This is a genomic window from Shewanella mangrovi (assembly GCF_000753795.1).
GTDB classification, from domain to species: Bacteria; Pseudomonadota; Gammaproteobacteria; order Enterobacterales; family Shewanellaceae; genus Shewanella; species Shewanella mangrovi.
Map to the genome: position 1 here is coordinate 187,840 of NZ_JPEO01000001.1, position 21,509 is coordinate 209,348.

Here is a 21,509-nt window from a genome sequence, read left to right on the forward strand (position 1 = left end):
GGTTTATCTTATTGAAAATAATACGGTTTAAAAATAGGATAAGCATGGCGGCTTATTTGATTGATAAATGGAGTTTATTCATATGGAAACGGCTCGTGCGATAACTGATTTAGCGCCTGCTTTAGCCTTAGTGCTGGCATATATTTCGGTGCCAATAATGCTGCTATCTTTACTTATTTTTCTGGTGGGGGCGCAGCGGCGCCAAGCTTCTGCACTGGAGCAGACGGCGCAGGCTCAAGCTGAGTTAGTCAAACAACTGGCCAGCATCGCGATTGAATTGCGTCATCTCGGCAAATCTCAACCTTCCAAAAACATTTAGTTTTTGCTGACGGTCTGATGTGTCGTTAATGTCAATTTTGTGGTGTCAATTTTTTAAAGGGATTTATCATTATGGTCGCAGTTGGAGCAGGATCTTTATCAGCAGTCATAGTATTGGCTTATCTTTTTATCCCCATCTTTGTGCTGGTGATGCTATATAAGTTTGTCAAAGCGCAGCAACAGCGAGCTGCAGCGCTAGAAAAATCTGCCATGGCCGCACAAGAGCAAGCCATTGCACAACGCCATGTTGCGCGAGCGCAAGAGGAGCAAGCGAAGCATCTCGCTAGTATTGCGGCTCATCTGCATCAAATAGTTAAGCCGGATAACAGCGCTACAGATGCCTAGTTAGGGGCGTTTCTTGTTGAACTCGCGGCGATGAATGTCTCGCTATTCGTTGTTACCTTTCTTGCGCCAGAAGATAACCCCAGTCGGCAACCTCATTTCTGAGTGGCTCACTGGGTTTAACTACCTTTAGTTGCCACATTCAACTATACTTGCGCCGCTGTTGGCGGATTGAGATTCCGCGCCGCGATTCAGGCACACAGCGTTTGGTTTAGCCGCCACCTTTCATCATCTATTACCCGAGATTTACCATGTCATTTGCAGCCCTTGGATTACGCGAATCTATCGTTTCCGCTTTAACTGAATTGGGTTATGCCCAACCAACACCGATCCAACAGCGGGCAATTCCGGTGGTGTTGCAAGGTAAAAACTTGCTGGCAGCAGCGCAAACCGGCACCGGTAAAACAGCCAGTTTTGTGTTGCCATTATTGGAGCGTTTTGCCGATTGCGACAAGATCCGTCCTAAGCGCGTACGCGCAATTATTCTGACGCCAACCCGTGAGCTGGCAGTGCAGGTGCATGACAACATCAGCAGTTACGCTAAGCATCTTAATCTGACGTCGATGGCCATGTATGGTGGTGTCGCGGAAGCGCCGCAGAAACAGCGTTTGATTGAAGGTGTTGATATTCTGGTGGCAACCCCAGGGCGTTTGCTGGATATGTACACCCAGCGCGCCATTCGCTTTGATGAAACCTCGGTGTTAGTGCTGGACGAAGCTGACCGCATGCTCGATATGGGCTTTATTGAAGCGATCAATAAGATTATTGAGCGTTTGCCAGAAGACCGGCAAAACCTGTTGTTCTCCGCTACTTTATCAAATCAAGTACGGGCGTTGGCAAAGACCGCGGTGATTGATCCGGTAGAGATCGAGATCTCGCGCAATAAGGCCACGGCTCCCAAAATTGAGCAATGGTTGGTAACCGTCGATAAAGACACTAAATCGGCATTGCTGAGTCATCTAATCAATGAACATGGCTGGCAGCAGGCGCTGATTTTTATTCGTACCAAACAAGGTGCCGCTAAACTGGTGAGCCAGTTAGAAAAGCGGGGTATTAGCGCTGAAGCGTTTCATAGTGGCCGCAGCCAAGCATCGCGTGAACAACTGCTGGAAGACTTTAAAGCGGGTAAGTTGCGCTTTTTGGTGGCCACTGGCGTCGCCTCGCGCGGTATCGACATCGACAGTTTGTCGCGTGTCGTGAACTATGATTTGCCCGATGAAGCCGATGATTATATCCACCGTATTGGTCGTACTGGCCGCGCTGGTAATAGCGGTGAGGCAGTATCGCTATTGTCGAAAGATGATTTTCGCAACCTATGCGCCATTGAGCGCCGCCTGAATCAACTGATTGAACGCCGCGAAATCGAAGGCTTTGCGCCGAAAAAGCCAGTGCCGGTGTCGGTATTAAATTTCGTGCCGAAAAATAAAGCGGCGAAACCGAGCCGTGCACCTCGTCAACACGACGGCGAGCGTGACAATGCTTATCGCAGCAGTGAAGGTGGTTTTGACAGCAGCCAAGCGAAAAAACACCGTAGTGCTAAAGCCAAACCAAAGGCGAAGCATTTGCCTCATTCCCATCAGGAAGTTGCGCCAAGCAAAGCTGAACAGGGGAAGGGAAGAATGCAGGTGCGTCGCAGTCGTAGCGACACGCCGCGAGCAAACGACACCAGCAAACCTGCGGCGCAAAAGGAAGAGCAACAAGCTTTCAATCCTTGGTTAAGCGGTGGCAAGAAATAATCCGCTAACGAGCAACTGCACTTTTTGAGCAGTATACGGTGCCAATGCGATAAGCGTGGCGCCGTATTTGTTTGCAGACTTCACATCGGGTGCAACGCCAGTTGTGGCGGCACCGTCTGTTCGCTTTTGGTTCTTCGACTCACATCAACTTCCCTTGTTATTTTTTGGCCTATGCTAACTAGCTGACCTTTATGGAATAAGGATAGTGCCAGTGAAAACCAGTGCAGCATGCATGGCATGTTTAACGCGCCAAGCGGAGGAAGCCGCCAAACAAGTCTGTGACAATGACGCAGCTGCGGAGCAGTTACTCAAACGGGTATTACGAGAGGCCGCTGAATTTGACTTGTCATTATCGCCGCCAGAAATGGCGCAGCTTATTCACCGCGTGTTACGTCAGCACAGTGCCTGCGAAGATCCCTATGCTGAAGTGAAAGCGCAATCCGCTGCCATGGCATTATCGTTGGCTCACCGCGCCAAAAGCTTAATCGTAACGGCTGATGATGCTTTTGAAGCCGCGTTACGCTTCGCTATTGCTGGGAACATCATCGACTTTGGCGCTTTGCCAATCGCTGCCGCTGAGCAAGCTCCCATCATACTTGAGCAAGCGCTGGCACAACCGATTGACATCAACATGGTGCAACAGCTAAAAGCGGCATTATCTCAAGCCAAACGGGTGTTGATTTTGGCGGATAATGTGGGTGAAACCTTCTTTGATAAATTACTGATTGAGCAACTGCCACCGCACCTTGAAGTGGTATATGCAGTCAAAGCTTCTCCGGTAATCAATGATGCTACAGTGGCCGATACGGTCGACGCTGGCATTGCCGCGCTAGCCAAAGTCATTGACACGGGCTGTGATGCGCCGGGGACGCCTTTGGCACAATGCTCCGTGAGTTTTAAACACTATTTCGATAGCGCAGAGGTGGTGATTGCCAAGGGCATGGCCAACTATGAGACGCTGCATGATGCCGAGCGTGAGATCTATTTCCTGACCCAAATTAAGTGTGCGGTATTAGCGCAGCATTCTCCATTTGCGCAGGGGGATTGGGTGATTGCCAGTAATCGTTCAATATCGTCGGCGATTAGCGCCTGAACTGCGGCGTAGCAGATTGATTTATTAGATTAAGTCATAAGCGTATTATTCGAGAATACTAATATTGGTCGGCCAAACTGAGTGATAATGATCACACTTTTAAAGACGATTAATATTAGGAGCATGACCATGAGCGTCATTTATGATTTTTCGGGCAAGGTTGCTTTGGTGACTGGGGCAGCGTCGGGCATGGGGTTTGCGGCGGCTAAGGCATACGCCGATGCAGGTGCGGCGGTGATGTTGTCAGATGTAAACCAAGAGGCACTAAACAACGCCGTTGCCGAACTGAGCTCGGCTAAAGGTAACGTCGCTGGTTTTGTTTGTAACGTCACAGATGAAGCGCAGGTGGCTGCTCTGGTAAAACATACGGTGGACACGTTTGGTGGTTTGGATATGGCGTATAACAACGCAGGTATTCAGGTACCGGCTGTTGATGCCGCAGATGAAACTGCCGAGAATTTCGATAAGGTAAATGCCATCAACCTGCGTGGAGTTTGGGCATGTATGAAGCATGAACTGCAGTACATGCGCGAGCAAGGCTCAGGTTCTATCGTTAACTGTTCTTCTGTTGGTGGTTTGGTGGGATTGGAAAAGCTCGCCTCTTACCATGCGTCAAAACACGGCGTATTGGGCATGACCAAAAGTGCCGCGCTGGAGTACGCTGAACGCGGGATTCGCATCAACGCTGTTTGTCCGGGTGCTATCAACACCCCGATGGTGTCAGATATGATCGACAAAGGCGTGATCACCGAAGAATTTGTTGCCAAGAAACAACCGATCAACCGTTTAGGTCGTCCGGAAGAAGTGGCGAATGCTGTGATGTGGTTAAGCAGTGATGCGGCGAGCTTCGTCATTGGTCATGCATTAGCCGTCGATGGTGGCTTCACGGTGCAATAACCGCTGTAGTGTTGGTGTGAAAAGGGGCGTTGAATACGCCCCTTTTTGTTGCCTGAGTTTTAAGGCAAAGCTAATATTTTGGCCAGCCGTTACTGTCCCAATTCAGGGTGCTGATCAGCATTTTGGGGTTGCCGTTATCTGTCGCGTCATAGGCATGACGAATGATCACATCGGTGTTGGCAATATCTTGCCCACCGGGTCCCACCCATTGACTGTTGCCACCATCAAATAGCGAACCACCTCCACTCATCATGTCGTTACCGTTTTTATCTAAGTATGGGCCGGTGATATCCGTGGCGCGCCCATAGCGGATTTGGTAGGTACTATCGACGCCTGAGCAACATTTGCCGACAGAAACAAACAGGTAGTAATAGCCGCGACGATAGATAATGGTCGGCGCTTCTATACCGCCTGAGCGACTGGCAATGCTGCTGATATCGCCCATAGGTTTCATGGTAATCGGATTTAAGCGCACAACCTTGATGCCTGAGTTCCACGAACCTAAGGTCAACCAAGGATCGCCATCTTTATCAATCACCAGATCGGGATCGATGGCATTGTAATTGTCCGCATTAGTGGTATTGATCACCAAACCTCTGTCTTGCCAGTTGCTGGCGGCGAGACTGTCGGCGGATGCGAGGCCAATGGCTGAAACACGTGAGCCAAAGGTAGAAATGGCATAGTAGAGCCATATTTTGCCGTTGTAGTGCTTAAGATCTGGCGCCCACACATCGTTATTGGTATTGCCCGGCACATAGTTCTTCCACCAACTCAGCGGTGATGGAAATACCGATGGTAATGGCTCCCAATTCAGCCCATCGTGGCTGACTTTACCGTAAATCCCAACACCGGTCTGTAGTTCCCACCAAGAGCCATTTTCATAGGCGATGGTAGGGTCATGTGTGCCCAGATTACCACTGAGTGGCCAGAAGTTAGGGGCGCCATTCGTGGTTGAAGTGTCGACCGGCTTAGCGCCTGAGGCTTGAATAAGATTGAGTTTCCATTGCTGCGAATCCAAATGATTCACAGACCACTGGCCGATATTGGCACCGTTGGAGGCGTCCCAACCGAGCAGATCCAGCGCCTTGCCGCTATTTTTATTGATCAGCAGATAGTAGCCGTTGCCCTGATCGCTAATATTCCATCTCTGCGTGGCGCCGCCCCAATATTGCCACTGCGAGACGTTATCACCGTCATTGCTACCGGAGTTATACACTTCCATCGCTTTAGCGCTATTCAGATTTAACACCGAATAGTAGCCGTCATCGCGTTTGGTAATTAACCAGCGTTGCGTGTTATGACCATTATCCGGCCACTGACTTACATTGGCGCCATTATTGTTATCAGCGTTAGCGACTTCTACCAACTTGCCGCTGAACTTGGATTGAATGGTATAGACCCCATTCACTACTGCTGCTTGTGCCGTTCCGACCAGCATCATGCCGCCGAAAATGACTGTGTGAAACAGTCTCATAGTTATTATCTCCTTAATATTGTGAACGTTACGGCACACTCCCCAGCGCGGCCGTAATCACAATTAACATATTATATTAACAATTGACTGACACCTTAGACGTTTGGAGAACAGGCGCCGTGGTTCTGTAAAGTGTTGGATGTGCTCGCTCAGCGGCAGCGATAAGGAATGAGTATCAAAGTGAGTCGTCTGAACTTGATTAACTATCTGATATAAATCTTTTTATTTAAAAATTCACGACGAGTACATGATGGTTTTTTTGTGGTGCGCTCAGAGATAAACGTCTAGTGACGCGGCAGCTGAGGCGCACGAGCGAAGCATGCGGTGACAAATGTAAATCTTGCGTGGCGAGCGCTGAGTACAATGATGAAGTTAACCAGCGATAACGCATTCGCAGTGCTGTATTTTCCAGCGAACGCTTGTTCCTGCGCGTTTTTACTCGTCCGATGAGTTGGTCAAATTTAACGCGCTTGAGTGCTTGCTAAATGAAGATCACAAAACCGATGAAAAATTTTATTGCTCAAATAGTATTACCTATGTAGTAAAATTCCGTAATAAAATACAACGCCGCCGCAGTCCTTTAGCGCCGTTGCAAGCACTGTATTCACTCGCTTAAGCAGCGTGTTAACCCGCGTAGACAAAGGAATTCTTATCGTTTACTTCGATAAGTAGTATCGAAAATAATCATCAAAATTTTGCTGGCGATTTGTACGATTTAATATGAAAATTAGCAACTCTGAATGGATGAGCTAGTTTTAAACTTCGTCACAAAACTGCACCTATTTTTGAACTGTAAGACAGTTTCGGTAATGTAGGGTAATTCGCTGAGCATCTTTACAAGTAGCCCTTGGTCTTATTATCATACAATATGTTCAAGATTGACTAAATTCAGCCATTTTTCAGTTTAAGCGAAGGGTTTGTTATGTCTCGTTATGCCTTAGGTTTGGACTACGGTTCAGACTCCGTCAGAGCCCTCTTGGTAGACACCTCAACTGGTGAAGAGGTGGCTAGCCATTTGATTTACTATCCTAGATGGTCCAAAGGCTTGTATTGCGAGCCGGCAAAGGATCAATTCCGCCAACACCCACTCGATTACCTCGACAGCCTCGAGCAAGTAATCCAAGGTCTGTGGCAAGTTGCACCTGCTGGTGCAGCTGATCGCGTTATCGGTGTGAGCTTTGATACCACAGGTTCAACGCCAGTAGCAGTGAACAAAGACGGCGTGCCATTGGCATTGACCCCAGAGTTTGCTGAAAACCCAAATGCGATGTTCGTATTGTGGAAAGACCACACGGCGATTGCCGAAGCGGCTGAAATTACTAAAGCAGCTACTGAAAATGAGGTGAACTACCTCAAGCATATGGGCGGCATCTACTCATCTGAGTGGTTCTGGGCCAAAGCGCTGCATGTTTATCGCAACGATGAGAAAGTGCGTGAAGCAACTTACTCATGGGTTGAGCACTGTGACTGGATCACCGCGATTCTGGCTGGTACGACTCATCCAGAAAAATTCCGCATGGGCCGTTGTGCCGCCGGTCATAAGATCATGTGGAACGAAGAGTGGGGCGGTTTCCCACCAAATGAATTCTTTGTTGGCATCGACCCATTGTTAGATGGTCTGGCTGACACCCTGAACCCTGCGACTGAAACCGCAGGCGAAGTTGCTGGTCACCTGACCGAAGAGTGGGCCGCTAAGCTAGGTCTGCCAGTCGGTATCGCGATTGGTTATGGTGCATTTGACTGCCACATGGGCGCAGTTGCTGCCAAAGTACGTCCAGGCGTACTGACCAAGGTAATGGGTACCTCTACTTGTGACATCACTGTGACCTCAAAAGAGCAGCTGGCAGGTAAATCTGTTCGCGGTATCTGTGGTCAAGTCGATGGTTCTGTATTGCCAGGCATGATTGGTCTGGAAGCTGGTCAGTCGGCGTTTGGTGACTTGTACGCATGGTTCAAAAACCTGCTGCTGTGGCCAATTCGCGAAGTATTGCCAACCATCGAAGGTGTTGACCAAGCAGCGTTAGCGCAAGCATTTGAAGACAAAACCTTAGTGGCGATGTCTAACGAAGCAGCTAAATTGCCTATCAGCGAGCAGGGTATTACTGCGCTGGATTGGGTGAATGGTCGTCGTACGCCAGATGCTGACCAAGGCGTGAGCATGGCGATTACTGGCCTGAAAATGGGCAGCAGTGCACCGCAAATCTTCCGTGGTTTGGTTGAAGCAACTGCGTTTGGCGCCCGTGCAATTACCGAACGTTTCCGCGAAGAAGGCGTAAACATTGAGTCAGTGGTCACTATCGGCGGTATCTCTAAGAAGTCTGATTTCGTGATGCAGACCTGTGCCGATGTGTGGAACTGCCCAATCGAAGTATTGGAAAGCGACCAGAGCTGTGCGCTCGGTGCAGCAATTTTTGCTGCTGTCGCAGCAGGCGAATTCGAAACCGTTGAACAGGCGCAAGCTGTGATGGCATCACCTGTATGTAAAACCTATACACCTATTCCTGAAAATGCAGCGGTATATGACCGTCTGTATAAGAAATATCAGGCGCTGGGTCAGTACGTTAACGGAGCAAAATAATGAGTTACAAAGAACTCAAACGCCAGGCTTTTGAAGCCAACATGGAGTTGCAAACCCGTAATTTGGTGGTTTACACCTTTGGTAACGTATCTCAGATCGACCGCGACAAAGGTGTGATCGCCATTAAACCAAGTGGCGTATCTTACGATAAGTTGCAGCCTGAAGATTTGGTGATTGTGGATTTGGAAAATAACATTGTAGAAGGCAAGATGCGTCCTTCTTCTGACACCAAAACTCACACTCACCTGTATCGTCATTTTGAAAACATTGGTGGTGTGACTCACACTCACTCCACTTATGCGACCGCGTGGGCGCAAGCCAAAACTGGCATTCCATGCTTGGGGACTACACACGCAGACTTCGTATACGGCGAAATCCCATGCACTGCTGAAATGACGGCAGAGCAGATCACCCGTGACTACGAAGAAGAAACAGGTGTGCAAATCACCGACTGCTACAAAGACAAAGATTATGAAGCTGCACCGATGGTGCTGGTTGCTGGTCACGCGCCTTTTACTTGGGGTGTTGATGCAGCGAAATCGGTATACCACGCAGTGCTGCTCGAAGAGATTGCCAAGATGTCATATCTGACGCGCACACTGGCGCCACAAGGCACAGTGCTGAGCCAAGCAATCGCAGACAAGCATTATTACAGAAAGCACGGTAAGAACGCTTACTACGGTCAAAACTAAACCGGTAAGCCCCGCTTTCAACTAAATCGAGGTCGTTATGAATAGCATTGCAAATAAAGAAGTGTGGTTTGTCACAGGTTCGCAAACTCTGTACGGACCAAAAGTATTGGAAACCGTAGCTGATGACAGCGCTACCGTCGTAGCAGGCCTGAACTCAACAGCTAATCTGCCTGTGAAACTGGTTTGCAAACCAACGGTTAAGAGCCCAGAAGAGATCTTCAACCTGTGCCAAGAAGCTAACGCCAGCAAAGAGTGCGTGGGCTTGGTATTGTGGATGCACACCTTCTCGCCAGCCAAAATGTGGATTGCTGGTCTGAGTGTATTGAACAAGCCTTGGTTGCACCTGCACACCCAATTCCGTGCAGAATTGCCATGGGCTGACATCGACATGAACTACATGAACACTCACCAGAGTGCTCACGGTGACCGTGAATTCGGCTTCATCGGTACCCGCATGCGCAAAGAGCGCAAAGTGGTTGTAGGTCACTGGCAGAACCCAAGTGTACAGACCCAAATCGATGATTGGTGTCGTGCAGCATTGGGCTGGAACGAATCTCGCAACCTGAAAGTTGCCCGTTTCGGTGACAACATGCGTCAAGTAGCGGTAACTGAAGGTAACAAAGTTAGCGCGCAAATCACCTTCGGTTATGAAGTTCACGGCTATGGTATCAACGACCTAGTATCAGTGATCAATGACGTGACTGATGCTGACGTTAAAAACCAAATCGAAATCTATCGCAATGACTACGAAGTCGCTGCTGCATTGCTGGAAGATGAATACCAATTCAAAATGCTGCAACAAGAAGCACGTTTAGAACTGGGTATGGCACGTTTCCTTGAAGCAGGTAACTTCGGTGCATTCACCAATACCTTCGAGAACTTGACTGGTATGACCGGTCTGCCAGGCTTGGCAACTCAACGTCTGATGTCTCAAGGTTACGGTTACGGCGGCGAAGGCGACTGGAAAACTGCTGCCATGGTACGCATCCTGAAAGTGATGGGCGAAGGCCGTGATGGTGGTGCTTCATTTATGGAAGACTACACCTATAACTTCGGTGCAGTAGACCAAGCCCTGCAAGCGCACATGTTGGAAGTATGCCCATCAATCGCTGCTGCTAAGCCAAAAGTGGAAGTACATCGCCACACCATCGGTGTGAAATGTGATACCGCGCGTCTGCTGTTCAAAGGTAAAGCCGGTGCCGGTGTTGCCGTATCGCCAGTGGATCTGGGTGATCGTTTCCGTATCATCGTGAACGAAGTTGATGCAGTGAATCCACCTGCTGATACGCCTAAACTGCCAGTCGCTTCTGCACTGTGGGAACCACGTCCAAACTTGGCAACCGCTGCTGCAGCATGGATCTACGCCGGTGGCGCGCACCACACTGCATACAGCCAAGCTGTTAACACTGACATGATCATCGATTATGCAGAAATGGCCGGTGTTGAATGTGCGGTTATAGATGGTGATACCACTGTTCGTTCATTCAAGAACGAATTACGTCAAAGCGCAGCTTACTATCATCTGAGCAAAGGTCTTTAATCCTTAAACTCAAATAAGGCCAACCCCATTAGTGGGGTTGGCCTTTTTGTGTTTATGGCGTTTGGTTTTGGCGCAGAGGCGATTTGGCTCTCCTGAGTTGTTGGCGCTTGCTCGCGTAGACCACTACGCGTCGCGCCCGCCGCCTAGCAGGAAAACCAACTCGCGCTCTGCCATTGCTTGCATGTTTGGTTAGAGCAAAAGTGGCAAGCAAAGCGGAAAAGCATTGCATGCTAACGACGAAAAAGCACATGTAGCCCAAAACCAACTCGCGCTCAGCCATTGCGTGCATGTTTGCTTAGATCAAAAGCGGTGAGAGAAGCGGAAAAGCAAAAGAACGAACAGCGAAAAACTGTAGCCCAGAAAAACCAGCATTCAGGTTCGATATAGGTTGAGATGGCACACTCTATTTACTGATTTTAAGTTCGCCTGAGAGCGAACCTAATAACAATTAACCCCCACTTATTGCAGACACAAAATTTAGAGGTATTTGATGATCGACTTAAGCCGATATCGCGGCATTATCTTTGATATGGATGGCACTCTGATTGATTCTATGGGCTCACATCAATCGGCGTGGCGCGCGGTGTGTGAAGAATATGGCTACCCTTGGGATGAAGCCTATATGTACAGCTTGGGTGGCGTACCAACGCTTCAAACTGTGGTGGTACTCAATGAGAAATATGGCATGAGCCACAATGCTGAAATTGTTGCCGCGCGTAAAAAGCTGATTTGGGAAGAGGGTGACCATACCCCTACCGTAATTGCTGATACTTTCGCCGTATTTGAACATTATCGTCCAAGTATGAAAATAGGGGTTGGAACCGGGGCTGAACGTGGCCATGCGCTCGATATGCTCAACGCTACCGGTATCCTGTCAAGAATTGACGCATTGGTAACGGCTTCAGATGTTGAAAATGGTAAGCCCGCACCAGACACATTTCTAAATGTGGCGTTACAGTTGGGCCTCACTCCCGCCGAGTGTATTGTTTTTGAAGACACGCAAATCGGTGCCAATGCTGCAGCCGCAGCAGGAATGGACTGTGTAATTGTGAAAGACGGCAAGATCCAGTGTTAAAAGCTTGCAACTTGCTGTTTATTTATAATATAAAACGATAAATTTACCACGAAAGAAGGTACAGGCATGAAAGGACATATCGCACATCAAGGGCAGGGTAAATATTCCTCTTCCCTGCTGAGTTTTTGCCTCAAGGCAGCCGGTTTTTCTCTGGCTGGTATCGCACTGGCTGGTTGTAGCCCTGCGGAGCAAAATTCAGCCCCCTCTGCCAAGCCTGCAGCAACGGAACAACACGCTATGAATGAATCAAAAGTCAGCGCTACTGAAAAACCGTTTGGCACTTTGCCAGATGGCACTGAAGTGAAACTGGTCACTCTGAAAAATGCTAACGGCATTGAAGTCGATGTGATGAGCTATGGTGGCATCATCACCAAGATGATCACGCCAGATGCCAAAGGTAATATGAAAGATATCGCCTTAGGTTTTGATACGCTGGATGAGTATGTTGCCTCTAAAACTAACAACGTGTATTTCGGCGCGCTGATCGGTCGTTATGGCAACCGTATTGCTGACGGCAAGTTCACCTTAGATGGTAAAGAGTACACGCTGGCAACCAACGATGGTGATAACCACCTGCACGGCGGCACTGTTGGTTTTGACCAAAAAGTGTGGGGCATTAAGCCATTCGTGAAAGACGGCAAAGCATGTGTTGAGCTGACACTGACCAGCCCAGACGGTGAAGAAGGTTACCCAGGCACACTGGCAACCAAAGTGGTCTATGAACTGACGGCTGACAACAAGCTGGATATGCAGTTTACCGCCACAACGGATAAACCGACCATCGTTAACCTGACCCAGCACAGCTACTTTAACTTGGCCGGTAGTGGCAGCATTCTGGATCAACAGATCCAAATCAATGCTGATGAATACACCCCAACTCGTCCTGGTTTGATCCCTACTGGCGAAGTGGCTTCTGTTGAAGGTACGCCGTTTGATTTCCGTCAGCCTAAAGCGATTGGCAAAGATATTAACGTTGATAACGAACAGCTGACCATGGCGGGTGGTTTTGACCACAACTTCGTATTGCGTCCACACGCAAAAGGCGAATTGGTGTTAGCGGCCAAAGTAACTGATCCAGCAAGTGGCCGTGTGTTAGAAGTGTTGACTGACGAGCCTGCTATTCAGTTCTACTCAGGTAACTTCCTGGATGGTTCACTGAAAGGTAAAGGCAACACCTATACCAAGAACAGTGGTTTTGCATTAGAGCCTCAGCACAATCCAGATTCACCTAATCATCCAGAGTGGCCAACCACTGAGTTGCGTCCGGGTGAAACTTATCAGATCCAAATCGTGTATCACTTCACCACGATCTAACGTGATAGCTGTTTACTCAGCAGTGCGAATGTCGGCTTAGCCGACATTCGCTTATCCAAGCACAAGGAATTTGGTATGAAAGGTTATGTGGCGTTATCTGGTGTTCTAGCACTACTGGCAACTTGCAGCGCGAGCGCAGCGTGGCAAACGCGTTTTACCAGCCCAGACAAACAGCTGTCTGCGTCGCTGAGTCTCGATGAACAAGGTCGTTTGTGGTATCAGCTATTTCATCATAACCAACCCGTCCTCAAACCTTCACCGCTGGGGTTAAACCTCAACAATGCCCAATTCGCCAAGGGCTTGAGCTTCAAAAAAGAAGCGGGGCAAAAGACCGTTCAAGGCCAATATGAGCTGTGGACCGGCAAACAGCGTCATGTGGAATACCAAGCGAACGACATCAATGTCAGTTTTACGAATCCGCTGGGCCATACGCTGACGATTGAGATGCGTTTATCTGATGATGGTTTGGCATACCGTTATGTATTGCCAGAAAAATCAACCGATAGCCGCATTGTGATGAATGAACTCACTGGCTTTCATTTCTTCCCGGAAACCAAAGCATGGCTGCAACACAAGGCCGATGCTAAGTCAGGCTGGGAGCGCACCAACCCATCGTATGAAGAAGACTACAGCCAAAACATCAGTGTAGAAACGCCGTCACCGACTGAAAACGGCTGGATCTATCCAGCGCTGTATCACTATGGCAATGACTGGATCGCGATTACCGAAGCCGGAAATGATGGCCACTATGCGGGCAGTAATCTGGCGCAAAAAAGCCCTGATGGCTTGTATCAATTGCGTTTTCCGAGCGAAAAAGAAGGCCTCAGCAACGGTAAGTGGCTACCTGAAGCGAAGCTGCCGCTGCATTCTCCTTGGCGCATTATCGCCGTGGGTGACTTAAATACGCTGATGAGTTCGACGCTGGGCAGCGATCTGGCAGAACCTGCCAAAATCACCGATACCGCCTGGATTAAACCCGGTATTTCGGCTTGGAGCTGGGGCTTGTTGAAAGATGAGTCGGTGACCTATCCAATTCAAAAAGAATTTATTGATTACGCCGCCAAGATGCACTGGCCCTATATCTTGATCGACGTCAATTGGGACCAAAACATCGGCTACGACAAAATGGCCGAGTTAGCGCAATACGCCAAAGGCAAAAACGTTGGCTTGCTGGTGTGGTACAACTCATCAGGCGCATGGAATGGCACGCAGTACACGCCCAAAAGCCAACTGCTGACCCATGATGATCGCGAGCGTGAATTTGCGCGACTGCAGCAGATGGGCATTAAAGGGGTGAAGGTGGATTTCTTCCCCGGTGATGGTTCATCGGTAATGCAGTACTACCAAGATATTTTGAAAGATGCTGCCGAGCATCAACTTATGGTCAATTTCCACGGCACGACGCTGCCACGTGGTTTACAACGTACTTGGCCGAATCTGCTGACCGCCGAGGCGGTGAAGGGCTTTGAGATGATCACCTTCTTCCAAGAGGTTGCCGACCGCGAAGCAACGCACATTGCCATGTTGCCGTTTACTCGCAACCTGTTTGACCCGATGGATTTCACACCGATGGTGCTGGGCGATATTCCCAATATTGAACGCAAGACCAGCAACGGTTTTGAGTTAGCACTACCGGTTTTATTAACTTCAGGTATTCAACATCTGGTGACCACACCGAAACAGATGGAAAGCATGCCTGAGTTTGTGAAGCGTTACCTGCGCTCTGTGCCCGGCCGTTGGGATGAGAGTCGTTTTCTTGGGGGATATCCCGGCAAATATGCTGTGATCGCCAGACGTGCAGGCAAACAATGGTTCATTGCCGGTATTAATGCCGAGAAAGAGCCTAAAACATTAGAGCTGGATTTGTCCTTTGTGGGAAAAGGGCAGGGACTGTTAATTGAAGATGGCGCTAGCCCGCGTGCGCTGGTGCAGTCTGAGGTTGATAGCGGTGTCCGCCAGCTAACACTGAAACCTTCCGCCGGTTTTGTGATGGTTTTTAATTGAGAGACGTTGATAATGAAAAACAGACTAAGCAGTAAGCTTGCACTTTTGCCGCTGACACTTGCATTAGCCGCCTGTGCCTCAACGCAACAGGACGTCAGTCAGGCAACTTCACCAGCAGCACAAACAACCCCCAAGGGTAGTTTCACTAATCCACTGTTTCCAAATGGTGCCGACCCATGGTTGGAATACTGGGACGGTAACTATTACCTGACCACAACCACCTGGACTTCTGAACTGGTGATGCGTAAATCGCCAACATTGGAAGGTCTGGCCAAAGCCACCCCGGTAAACGTTTGGTCATCGACACTGCCAGAAGCCTGTTGTAACTTCTGGGCGTTTGAATTCCATCGCTTAAAAGGCCCTAACGGCTACCGCTGGTACATGATGTACACTGCTGGCCAAGATGGCACGCTGGATCATCAACATCTGAACGTGCTGGAAAGTGCGGGTGACGATCCTATGGGACCGTACGAGTACAAAGGTTCAATGATGCCGAACACCTGGAACATCGACGGTACTTACCTCGAAGTCCACGGCAAGCTATACCTGATCTACTCTCAGTGGCAAGGTGATGAGCAACGTAACATTATCGCTGAAATGGAAAATCCATGGACGCTGAAAGCAGGCACTAAGCATGTGGTGTTGACCCGTCCAGTGCTCGATTGGGAAACCAGTGGTCGCAAAGTCACTGAAGGCCCAGAGATCCTGCAACACGACGGTCGTACGTTCCTGATCTACTCAGGTAGCTTCTGTGATACCCCTGACTATAAGCTGGGGCAGTATGAATTGGTCGGTAACGATCCAATGGACATCACGTCATGGAAGAAATCACCAAAACCCGTATTTGAACGTACCGACAAAGTGTTTGGCCCCGGCCACAACGGTTTCTTCACTTCACCAGATGGTAAAGAAAACTGGTTGGTGTACCACGGTAACGATCATGTCACCGACGGTTGCGGCGCCAGCCGTTCACTGCGTGCGCAAAAATTCACTTGGCACGCTGATGGCACCCCTAACTTTGGTAAGCCATTGACACCGGGCGTATTGGTGCCGCCACCATCCGGTGAAGATGGCCCGCTGAAAACCGCTATCCAAGGCCAACGCTATCAGTTGCAAGACGGCAAAACTGCGCAATGTCTCGCAGCCGGTGCTGGCGTAGCAGCATGTTCAGCCAGCAACAGCGGCTTTGTGCTGGACGCAACCACCAAAGGCTTCTTCCGTATCGCTAACAGCGACGATGGTAAATTCCTTGGCGTGGCGAACGGCAAAGTGAATGAAGATGCGTGGCACAACGAAGCCTTCCAAGAGTGGCATTTAGATGTGGGCATGGGCGGTTACACCCTGATCAAACATCGTGACTCTGGTAAGTATTTGGCGCTGAGTGCTAACGGTTTGACACTGGTGGACAAGATTGATGATGCCAGCCAATGGCAACTGAACCCAACCGGTGATGTGGCAATTGTGAGCCAACAATCCGGTAAAGTAGTGTCAAGTGTCAAAGGTAACGTTGAGCAATCAGCGTGGTCTGATAGCGCTAACCAAAAATGGCACTTCAAACCAACCGACAACGGTTTCTTCCACATCAGCAATGGCGATCAATGTATTGAAGCCAAAGATGATGCGGTAGTACCGGGCGCTAACCTGATCACCGGTCAATGCCAAACCAAAACCTCACACTGGCGCATTACCCCAGTAGAAGGTGGCGGTGTGGAGCTGCACAACCGTTACACCAAGCAGGTGTTAGATCTGTCGAGCTGTGGTTTGGCTGACGGCACTAACTTTGCTCAAGCGCCAGCGCTGGGCACTAACTGCCAAGTGTTCCATTTGCGTGAAACTAAGTAATCGCGCTTTGATTTGATGGTTGGTTAAGACTTAAGGCTCTGCGGTTGCAGGGCCTTTTTGTTGGCCGCGGTTGGGCAGCAAAACTAACAGCAGACAAAGCATGATTAAGCTGATGCCGAGCCAACCCACAGAAGTAAGTTGTTCATTGAGCAGCAGCGCCGCGAGTAAAGCGGCCACCACCGGCTCGAGTAAACTTATGGTTGTCGCGGTGGAACTGGCGACATGAGCTAAACCATAGCCGTAGCAGAGATAACCGATAAACATCGGCACCAGCGCCATATAGAGGCCGACACTAAAATTCTGCGCCGAATCGAGAAATGGCGCACCAGTCAATAACAATACCGGCATCAGCAGCAGACCGCCGCAACCAAATATCGCCCCCATTGCTGTCTTTTGCGGTACAGCCGTTAACATCATCCGTCTCGCTGCCCATGAATAGAGCGCATAGGTTGCGCCTGCCAACAAGCCCAACATAATGCCGCCAACACTCGCGCTTGCTGCAACAGTGGCGCTATTGGGCGCCGCGGCCAAGAGTCCAATGCCAACAATGCCGCAGCAAGCCGCAGTTAGCCATTGCAGCGACAGTGGCCGCTTATCGGCCAGCCGTTCAATCAAGGCGGCAAACAGTGGTGCCGAGCCAATAGACACCACGGTGCCAATGGTGACGCCAGCCAAGCGCATAGCAGCGTAAAACGCCAACGGATAAAGCGCCACGCTGATGCCGCCCAGCAGCAATAGCCGCCACTGGCGCATTATTTGATGTTGATAATGTCTGATGCTATTGAGCACGAGTAAGGCTTGCAGAATGCCACCTAAGCCCATTGCGGCCGCACCGATAGCAATCGCGGGCACACTCGGTGCGAAGCTGGCGCTGACGCCCGTTGTGCCCCATAGCAGTGAGGCAATAACGACGCCTGCGGCGCCTTTGAGTTCGGGGTTGTTGGTAGGCTTTGGGATAGCGGTCATACGGCTCGATGAGTGTTAACAATGAATAGCCAGTGGCTAGTGTTTGCAGCCAGTCTAACCAGTGGTGAAATATCAGACAATGATGAATTTCGTGGTACGTCTTCAACACTATTGATGTTGCGGCACAAAGCGTTGTATTGCACGGGCCTAGCGATTACATTGACGGCACAGTGGATTGAAAGTGCAGGGAGAGCCGAATGTATATTGGTGAAATGTCACGTCGAAGCGGAGCATCGGCGAAGGCGATTCGACTCTACGAGTCATTAGGCTTATTGCGCAATATTACGCGGCGCGGCAACTATCGCGTTTATGAGCAGGCCGACGTGGAATTTGTGCTGTTAATTAAGCAGGCACAAACCTTGGGTATCAGCCTCGCTGAGCTGCAGCGTTTAGTGGCCGGGCGTAATCTGCTTGATTGGTCAGCGGTGCACACGTTACTCGATGAAAAGTCACAGCGTATCGATGCCGCCATTGCCGCACTGCAGCAACAGCAAGCGAATATCGCCAGTTGCCGCTAAACGTTACAAGACTGTACCGCAGACTATTGACTCTTCCCTATAGGGCAAGGCGTACGCTGAGCTTTTTAGGGAGAGCGATATAGTGAAAAAGGTATTGGTAATTAACGGTAACCCCAAACAGCAAAGTTACTGCGCCGAATTGGCAAAACGCTATGTGGATGCCAGCAGTGACGTGCACCAAGTGCAGTTAATTTCTTTGAGTCGTCTGCAATTTGAAGCGGATCTTTCCGATGGTTATGACCAGCCACAAGCACTGGAATCACCATTAATTGATGTTCAGCAAGCCCTGCTTTGGGCAGAACATGTGGTGATTGTACTGCCGGTATGGTGGGGCGGTATGCCCGCCAAATTAAAAGGGTTAATTGACCGTACTTTCTTACCTGGGTTTGCGTTTAAGTATCGCGAAAATCACCCCATTCCTGAGAAGTTACTTCAAGGGCGAACCGCCGATATTATTCTCACCATGGACACGCCACCGTTCTATTACCGCTGGTTTCAGGGAAATCCGGTATTCAAACAGTTGAAGTACACTATTTTGAAATTCAGCGGTTTTAGTCGCGTTTCCGCCACCTATATCGGCCCGGTGCGCGGCGCAACGGATAAGCAAAAAGCCAAATGGGTTGAGCAAGTAGGGCGGTTGGCAAAGAGGCGTTAGTTGCGGAAAATTACGCTTTCCGCTAAATCTCCTGTCGTGGGATTTGATTTTATGGCTTGCAGCCTTTGTAACCTGCGGTTGCCCAAAGATTGATGGCTTCGCCATACCAAGCTGCGCTTGGCAAGATTATCGCTGCGCGATTGCAACCTGCGGTTGCCAATGCTTGATGGCTAGCGCCATACAAAGCTGCGCTTTGGAAAGTCGTGGAACTACTCGTTCCACACCAGAGGATAAGGGGGCTAAACGGCTTCGCCCCCTTATCAATCCCCCTGCCGCCCAACGTCGCGAACCGCTCCGGTGCTTCTGGTTTGCCATTTTCGCAAATCGCTCTGATTCGTCATCCATGACTCACCATCGCTTCTTGGTATCCATACCTCGATTGCTCGATGTCTGCCCAACGCACCTACGCCGCGCCGAAGGGGAATCATGTTGCTTGAAAGTTGGTACTTTCATTCGTGTTGAAAAGTTGCTTGTTAGCGCATCGCTATAAATCGCCTGCAGCAGGCTTTGAGTTTATGGCTTGCAATCATACCAAGCTGCGCTTGGCGAGATTATCACTGCGTGATTGCAAACTACGTTTGCGAAAGTCGTGGAACTACTCGTTCCACACCAGAGCCAAGGGGCGATGCTCGTCCCTCGCCCCTTGGAACCCCGACGACGCCCCGCGGCGCGAAACGCTCCGGCGCTTCTGGTTTGCCATCTGCGCAAATCGCCGCCAACTCGGAATCCATTCCTCGGCGCGGCTTTAAGGCATCCATGCCTTAATTGCTTGATGCCTGCCCAACGCTCCTCCGCCGCGCCGAAGGGGGATCAGCGTTGCCTGAAATGCCGCATGTGAGCGCTGACCCGCTTGTGCCTGATTCGCTCAATGTCGCTTTTTATGCGGTTGTGCAGTTAGGGTGCAGTTTTATATACAGTTATTGAGATCAACATTTGTTGATTTTTCTATTGTGCCCAGTGGTATATGCGCATAAGTTGAGCGGTGAGTACGAGTGAAATGCGATTCCTTGTCGTGACTAATTCCGACAGCATGTCGGTTAGCATTATTATTACGGTAACTCCCAAAGGAGTGGGCATGAATAAGTTAGATAAGGTTTATTTCAAAAGTAGAGCAGTAGGGAAACTGTCATCACAGAGTTTAAATGAGCTCAAATCCTCTCTTCGTGATATCGAAAATGGGCGACGCAAGCTTGAAAAGGATATAGGTTTTGCGGAAAAGCAGCTAAAACAGGTGACGTCAGATCTTGCTTGGATTAACTGGTTTCCTTTAAAACTAGTTTTTAAAAACAAGATCAAGATAAAAAAAGATACCATTACAAAAATTAGTGAAAGCTTGGAAAAGCTCGCTCACGATTATGAGAGGCATAAACTTGGACTTGATATCTCACTCTCTGAACAGCTCGAAGCAGCTTTTGGAACTTTAGATGACAGGTTCTCAGATGTCCTTGATACACAAAAAATGTGGGATATTACAACATCACAATCAATTGATCGTGTTGCAGAAAGAACCACTGCGAACAATGTGATTGAACGTAAAGCGGTGAGTTTCAAAAGATTAAATAACAGCAAAATACAGTGTGATTACAAGGCGATTTACTTTGAAAATGCAAATGGCGGGGATTTGCAATTGTTCCCACAGTTTCTTTTTATTGAAAAAGATGATGACTTTGCGCTGATAGACTTACTTGATGTTGAGATTGATTTTAACCTAACTAATTTTATAGAAACTGAAAGAGTACCAAGTGATTCTGAAGTTATTGATCACACATGGGCAAAATCTAATAAGGATGGCAGTAGGGACAAACGCTTTGCTGACAACTATCAAATCCCGGTTGTCCAATATGGAGAGCTTCATCTAAGTTCAAAGTCAGGACTAAATGAAGTTTATATGCTTAGCAATCCAGAATCGGCGTTCGGTTTCAAAAAAATGTTTGATGAATACAAAGCGGTTTTGGCAAGTTCATGATGCTAACAAAGCAATCAAGTGCGAACTAAAAAAGCTTGGCTTAGTTTGTATCTCGTTAATTATTGCCAAGCCCTTTTAGCCGCTTATTACGGCGTTAATATACGGAAGTTTCAAGCAACTCCGATAACCCCTCGGCGCGGCGAAGGTGCGTTGGGCAGCCATTGAGCAATTGAGGCATGGATGCCTCAAAGCGGCGCCGAGCGATGGAACGCGAGTTGGCCGCGATTTGCGAAAATGGCAAACCAGAAGCGCCGTAGCGTTTCGCGACGTGGGGCGTCGTCGGGGTTCCAAGGGGCGAGGGACGAGCATCGCCCCTTGGCTCTGGTGTGGAGCGAGCAGCTCCACGACTTTGGCAACTGCAGGTTGCAATCACGCAGTGATAATCTTGCCAAGCGCAGCTTGGAATGGCGAAGCCATCAATCTTTCGCAACCGCAGGTTGCAATGGCTGCAAGCCATTCAGGCTATCGCGCAGCGATATGAAAAAAGCAGCCCCATTTG

The 21,509-nt window shown here is 49.3% G+C and carries 17 protein-coding genes; 15 read left to right on the forward strand and 2 right to left on the reverse strand.

What is annotated here, in order from left to right; translation table 11 throughout:
* Positions 1–82: 82 nt before the first annotated feature.
* From HR45_RS00785 to HR45_RS00805, 5 genes are all read left to right on the forward strand, one after another.
* Complete coding sequence (locus HR45_RS00785; protein WP_037438744.1) at positions 83–319, forward strand: hypothetical protein; 237 nt, start codon at positions 83–85, stop codon at positions 317–319.
* A 71-nt stretch (positions 320–390) separates the two neighbouring features.
* Positions 391–663 (forward strand): hypothetical protein, encoded by a 273-nt coding sequence (locus tag HR45_RS00790; protein ID WP_037438745.1) that lies wholly within the window; start codon positions 391–393, stop codon positions 661–663.
* Between the two features lie 248 nt (positions 664–911).
* The gene (locus HR45_RS00795) at positions 912–2,396 is read left to right on the forward strand and encodes a DEAD/DEAH box helicase (RefSeq protein ID WP_037438747.1); all 1,485 of its coding nucleotides are present in this window, start codon (positions 912–914) and stop codon (positions 2,394–2,396) included.
* A 211-nt stretch (positions 2,397–2,607) separates the two neighbouring features.
* Positions 2,608–3,489, forward strand: coding sequence for a damage-control phosphatase ARMT1 family protein (locus HR45_RS00800; RefSeq protein WP_156103979.1), 882 nt, complete (start codon positions 2,608–2,610; stop codon positions 3,487–3,489).
* Between the two features lie 129 nt (positions 3,490–3,618).
* Positions 3,619–4,386: a glucose 1-dehydrogenase gene (locus HR45_RS00805; RefSeq protein ID WP_037438749.1), complete on the forward strand. Its 768-nt coding sequence runs from the start codon at positions 3,619–3,621 to the stop codon at positions 4,384–4,386.
* 70 nt (positions 4,387–4,456) lie between these two features.
* Here the strand turns inward: HR45_RS00805 and HR45_RS00810 are convergent, their stop codons facing one another.
* Positions 4,457–5,860, reverse strand: a complete 1,404-nt coding sequence (locus HR45_RS00810; protein WP_037438750.1) for an RICIN domain-containing protein — start codon at positions 5,858–5,860, stop codon at positions 4,457–4,459.
* A 922-nt stretch (positions 5,861–6,782) separates the two neighbouring features.
* On the opposite strand from HR45_RS00810, the gene HR45_RS00815 reads away from it, so the two are divergent.
* From HR45_RS00815 to HR45_RS00845, 7 genes are all read left to right on the forward strand, one after another.
* Positions 6,783–8,438, forward strand: coding sequence for a ribulokinase (locus HR45_RS00815; RefSeq protein ID WP_037438753.1), 1,656 nt, complete (start codon positions 6,783–6,785; stop codon positions 8,436–8,438).
* The gene (locus HR45_RS00820) at positions 8,438–9,130 is read left to right on the forward strand and encodes an L-ribulose-5-phosphate 4-epimerase (protein ID WP_037438755.1); all 693 of its coding nucleotides are present in this window, start codon (positions 8,438–8,440) and stop codon (positions 9,128–9,130) included. Before HR45_RS00815 ends, HR45_RS00820 begins: the two co-directional genes overlap by 1 nt.
* Positions 9,131–9,167: 37 nt before the next feature.
* Positions 9,168–10,670: an L-arabinose isomerase gene (araA, locus tag HR45_RS00825; protein ID WP_037438757.1), complete on the forward strand. Its 1,503-nt coding sequence runs from the start codon at positions 9,168–9,170 to the stop codon at positions 10,668–10,670.
* Between the two features lie 490 nt (positions 10,671–11,160).
* Complete coding sequence (locus HR45_RS00830) at positions 11,161–11,745, forward strand: beta-phosphoglucomutase family hydrolase (protein ID WP_037438759.1); 585 nt, start codon at positions 11,161–11,163, stop codon at positions 11,743–11,745.
* A gap of 66 nt (positions 11,746–11,811) precedes the next feature.
* Positions 11,812–13,059, forward strand: coding sequence for an aldose epimerase family protein (locus tag HR45_RS00835; RefSeq protein WP_241461029.1), 1,248 nt, complete (start codon positions 11,812–11,814; stop codon positions 13,057–13,059).
* Positions 13,060–13,134: 75 nt separating this feature from the next.
* Positions 13,135–15,063 carry a glycoside hydrolase family 97 protein gene (locus HR45_RS00840; protein WP_037438761.1) on the forward strand — a complete coding sequence of 643 codons (1,929 nt, stop codon included), beginning with the start codon at positions 13,135–13,137 and terminating at the stop codon, positions 15,061–15,063.
* A gap of 12 nt (positions 15,064–15,075) precedes the next feature.
* A complete protein-coding gene (locus HR45_RS00845) occupies positions 15,076–16,905 on the forward strand; it encodes a family 43 glycosylhydrolase (protein WP_081933344.1) in 1,830 nt (609 codons plus the stop codon).
* 30 nt (positions 16,906–16,935) lie between these two features.
* Here HR45_RS00845 and HR45_RS00850 read toward each other — a convergent pair whose 3' ends face one another.
* Positions 16,936–17,871: a DMT family transporter gene (locus HR45_RS00850; RefSeq protein WP_052074399.1), complete on the reverse strand. Its 936-nt coding sequence runs from the start codon at positions 17,869–17,871 to the stop codon at positions 16,936–16,938.
* A gap of 197 nt (positions 17,872–18,068) precedes the next feature.
* Here HR45_RS00850 and HR45_RS00855 point away from each other — a divergent pair, with 197 nt between their 5' ends.
* The 3 genes from HR45_RS00855 (at position 18,069) to HR45_RS00865 (ending at position 21,010) form a co-directional block, all read left to right on the forward strand.
* Entirely contained in the window at positions 18,069–18,389 is a 321-nt protein-coding gene (locus HR45_RS00855) for a MerR family transcriptional regulator (protein ID WP_037438764.1), read from the forward strand.
* Between the two features lie 82 nt (positions 18,390–18,471).
* Positions 18,472–19,044, forward strand: coding sequence for an NAD(P)H-dependent oxidoreductase (locus HR45_RS00860; protein WP_241461030.1), 573 nt, complete (start codon positions 18,472–18,474; stop codon positions 19,042–19,044).
* Between the two features lie 1,075 nt (positions 19,045–20,119).
* Entirely contained in the window at positions 20,120–21,010 is an 891-nt protein-coding gene (locus HR45_RS00865; protein WP_037438766.1) for a hypothetical protein, read from the forward strand.
* Positions 21,011–21,509: the final 499 nt, after the last annotated feature.

Bases quoted from the DNA above. Each gene is read 5' to 3' on its own strand.
- HR45_RS00810 (WP_037438750.1), bottom strand. From the start codon at position 5,860: ATGAGACTGTTTCACACAGTCATTTTCGGCGGCATGATGCTGGTCGGA.
- HR45_RS00865 (WP_037438766.1), top strand. From the start codon at position 20,120: ATGAATAAGTTAGATAAGGTTTATTTCAAAAGTAGAGCAGTAGGGAAA.
- HR45_RS00790 (WP_037438745.1), top strand. From the start codon at position 391: ATGGTCGCAGTTGGAGCAGGATCTTTATCAGCAGTCATAGTATTGGCT.
- HR45_RS00815 (WP_037438753.1), top strand. From the start codon at position 6,783: ATGTCTCGTTATGCCTTAGGTTTGGACTACGGTTCAGACTCCGTCAGA.
- HR45_RS00830 (WP_037438759.1), top strand. From the start codon at position 11,161: ATGATCGACTTAAGCCGATATCGCGGCATTATCTTTGATATGGATGGC.
- HR45_RS00855 (WP_037438764.1), top strand. From the start codon at position 18,069: ATGTATATTGGTGAAATGTCACGTCGAAGCGGAGCATCGGCGAAGGCG.
- HR45_RS00845 (WP_081933344.1), top strand. From the start codon at position 15,076: ATGAAAAACAGACTAAGCAGTAAGCTTGCACTTTTGCCGCTGACACTT.
- HR45_RS00795 (WP_037438747.1), top strand. From the start codon at position 912: ATGTCATTTGCAGCCCTTGGATTACGCGAATCTATCGTTTCCGCTTTA.
- araA (WP_037438757.1), top strand. From the start codon at position 9,168: ATGAATAGCATTGCAAATAAAGAAGTGTGGTTTGTCACAGGTTCGCAA.
- HR45_RS00820 (WP_037438755.1), top strand. From the start codon at position 8,438: ATGAGTTACAAAGAACTCAAACGCCAGGCTTTTGAAGCCAACATGGAG.
- HR45_RS00840 (WP_037438761.1), top strand. From the start codon at position 13,135: ATGAAAGGTTATGTGGCGTTATCTGGTGTTCTAGCACTACTGGCAACT.
- HR45_RS00785 (WP_037438744.1), top strand. From the start codon at position 83: ATGGAAACGGCTCGTGCGATAACTGATTTAGCGCCTGCTTTAGCCTTA.
- HR45_RS00850 (WP_052074399.1), bottom strand. From the start codon at position 17,871: ATGACCGCTATCCCAAAGCCTACCAACAACCCCGAACTCAAAGGCGCC.
- HR45_RS00835 (WP_241461029.1), top strand. From the start codon at position 11,812: ATGAAAGGACATATCGCACATCAAGGGCAGGGTAAATATTCCTCTTCC.
- HR45_RS00805 (WP_037438749.1), top strand. From the start codon at position 3,619: ATGAGCGTCATTTATGATTTTTCGGGCAAGGTTGCTTTGGTGACTGGG.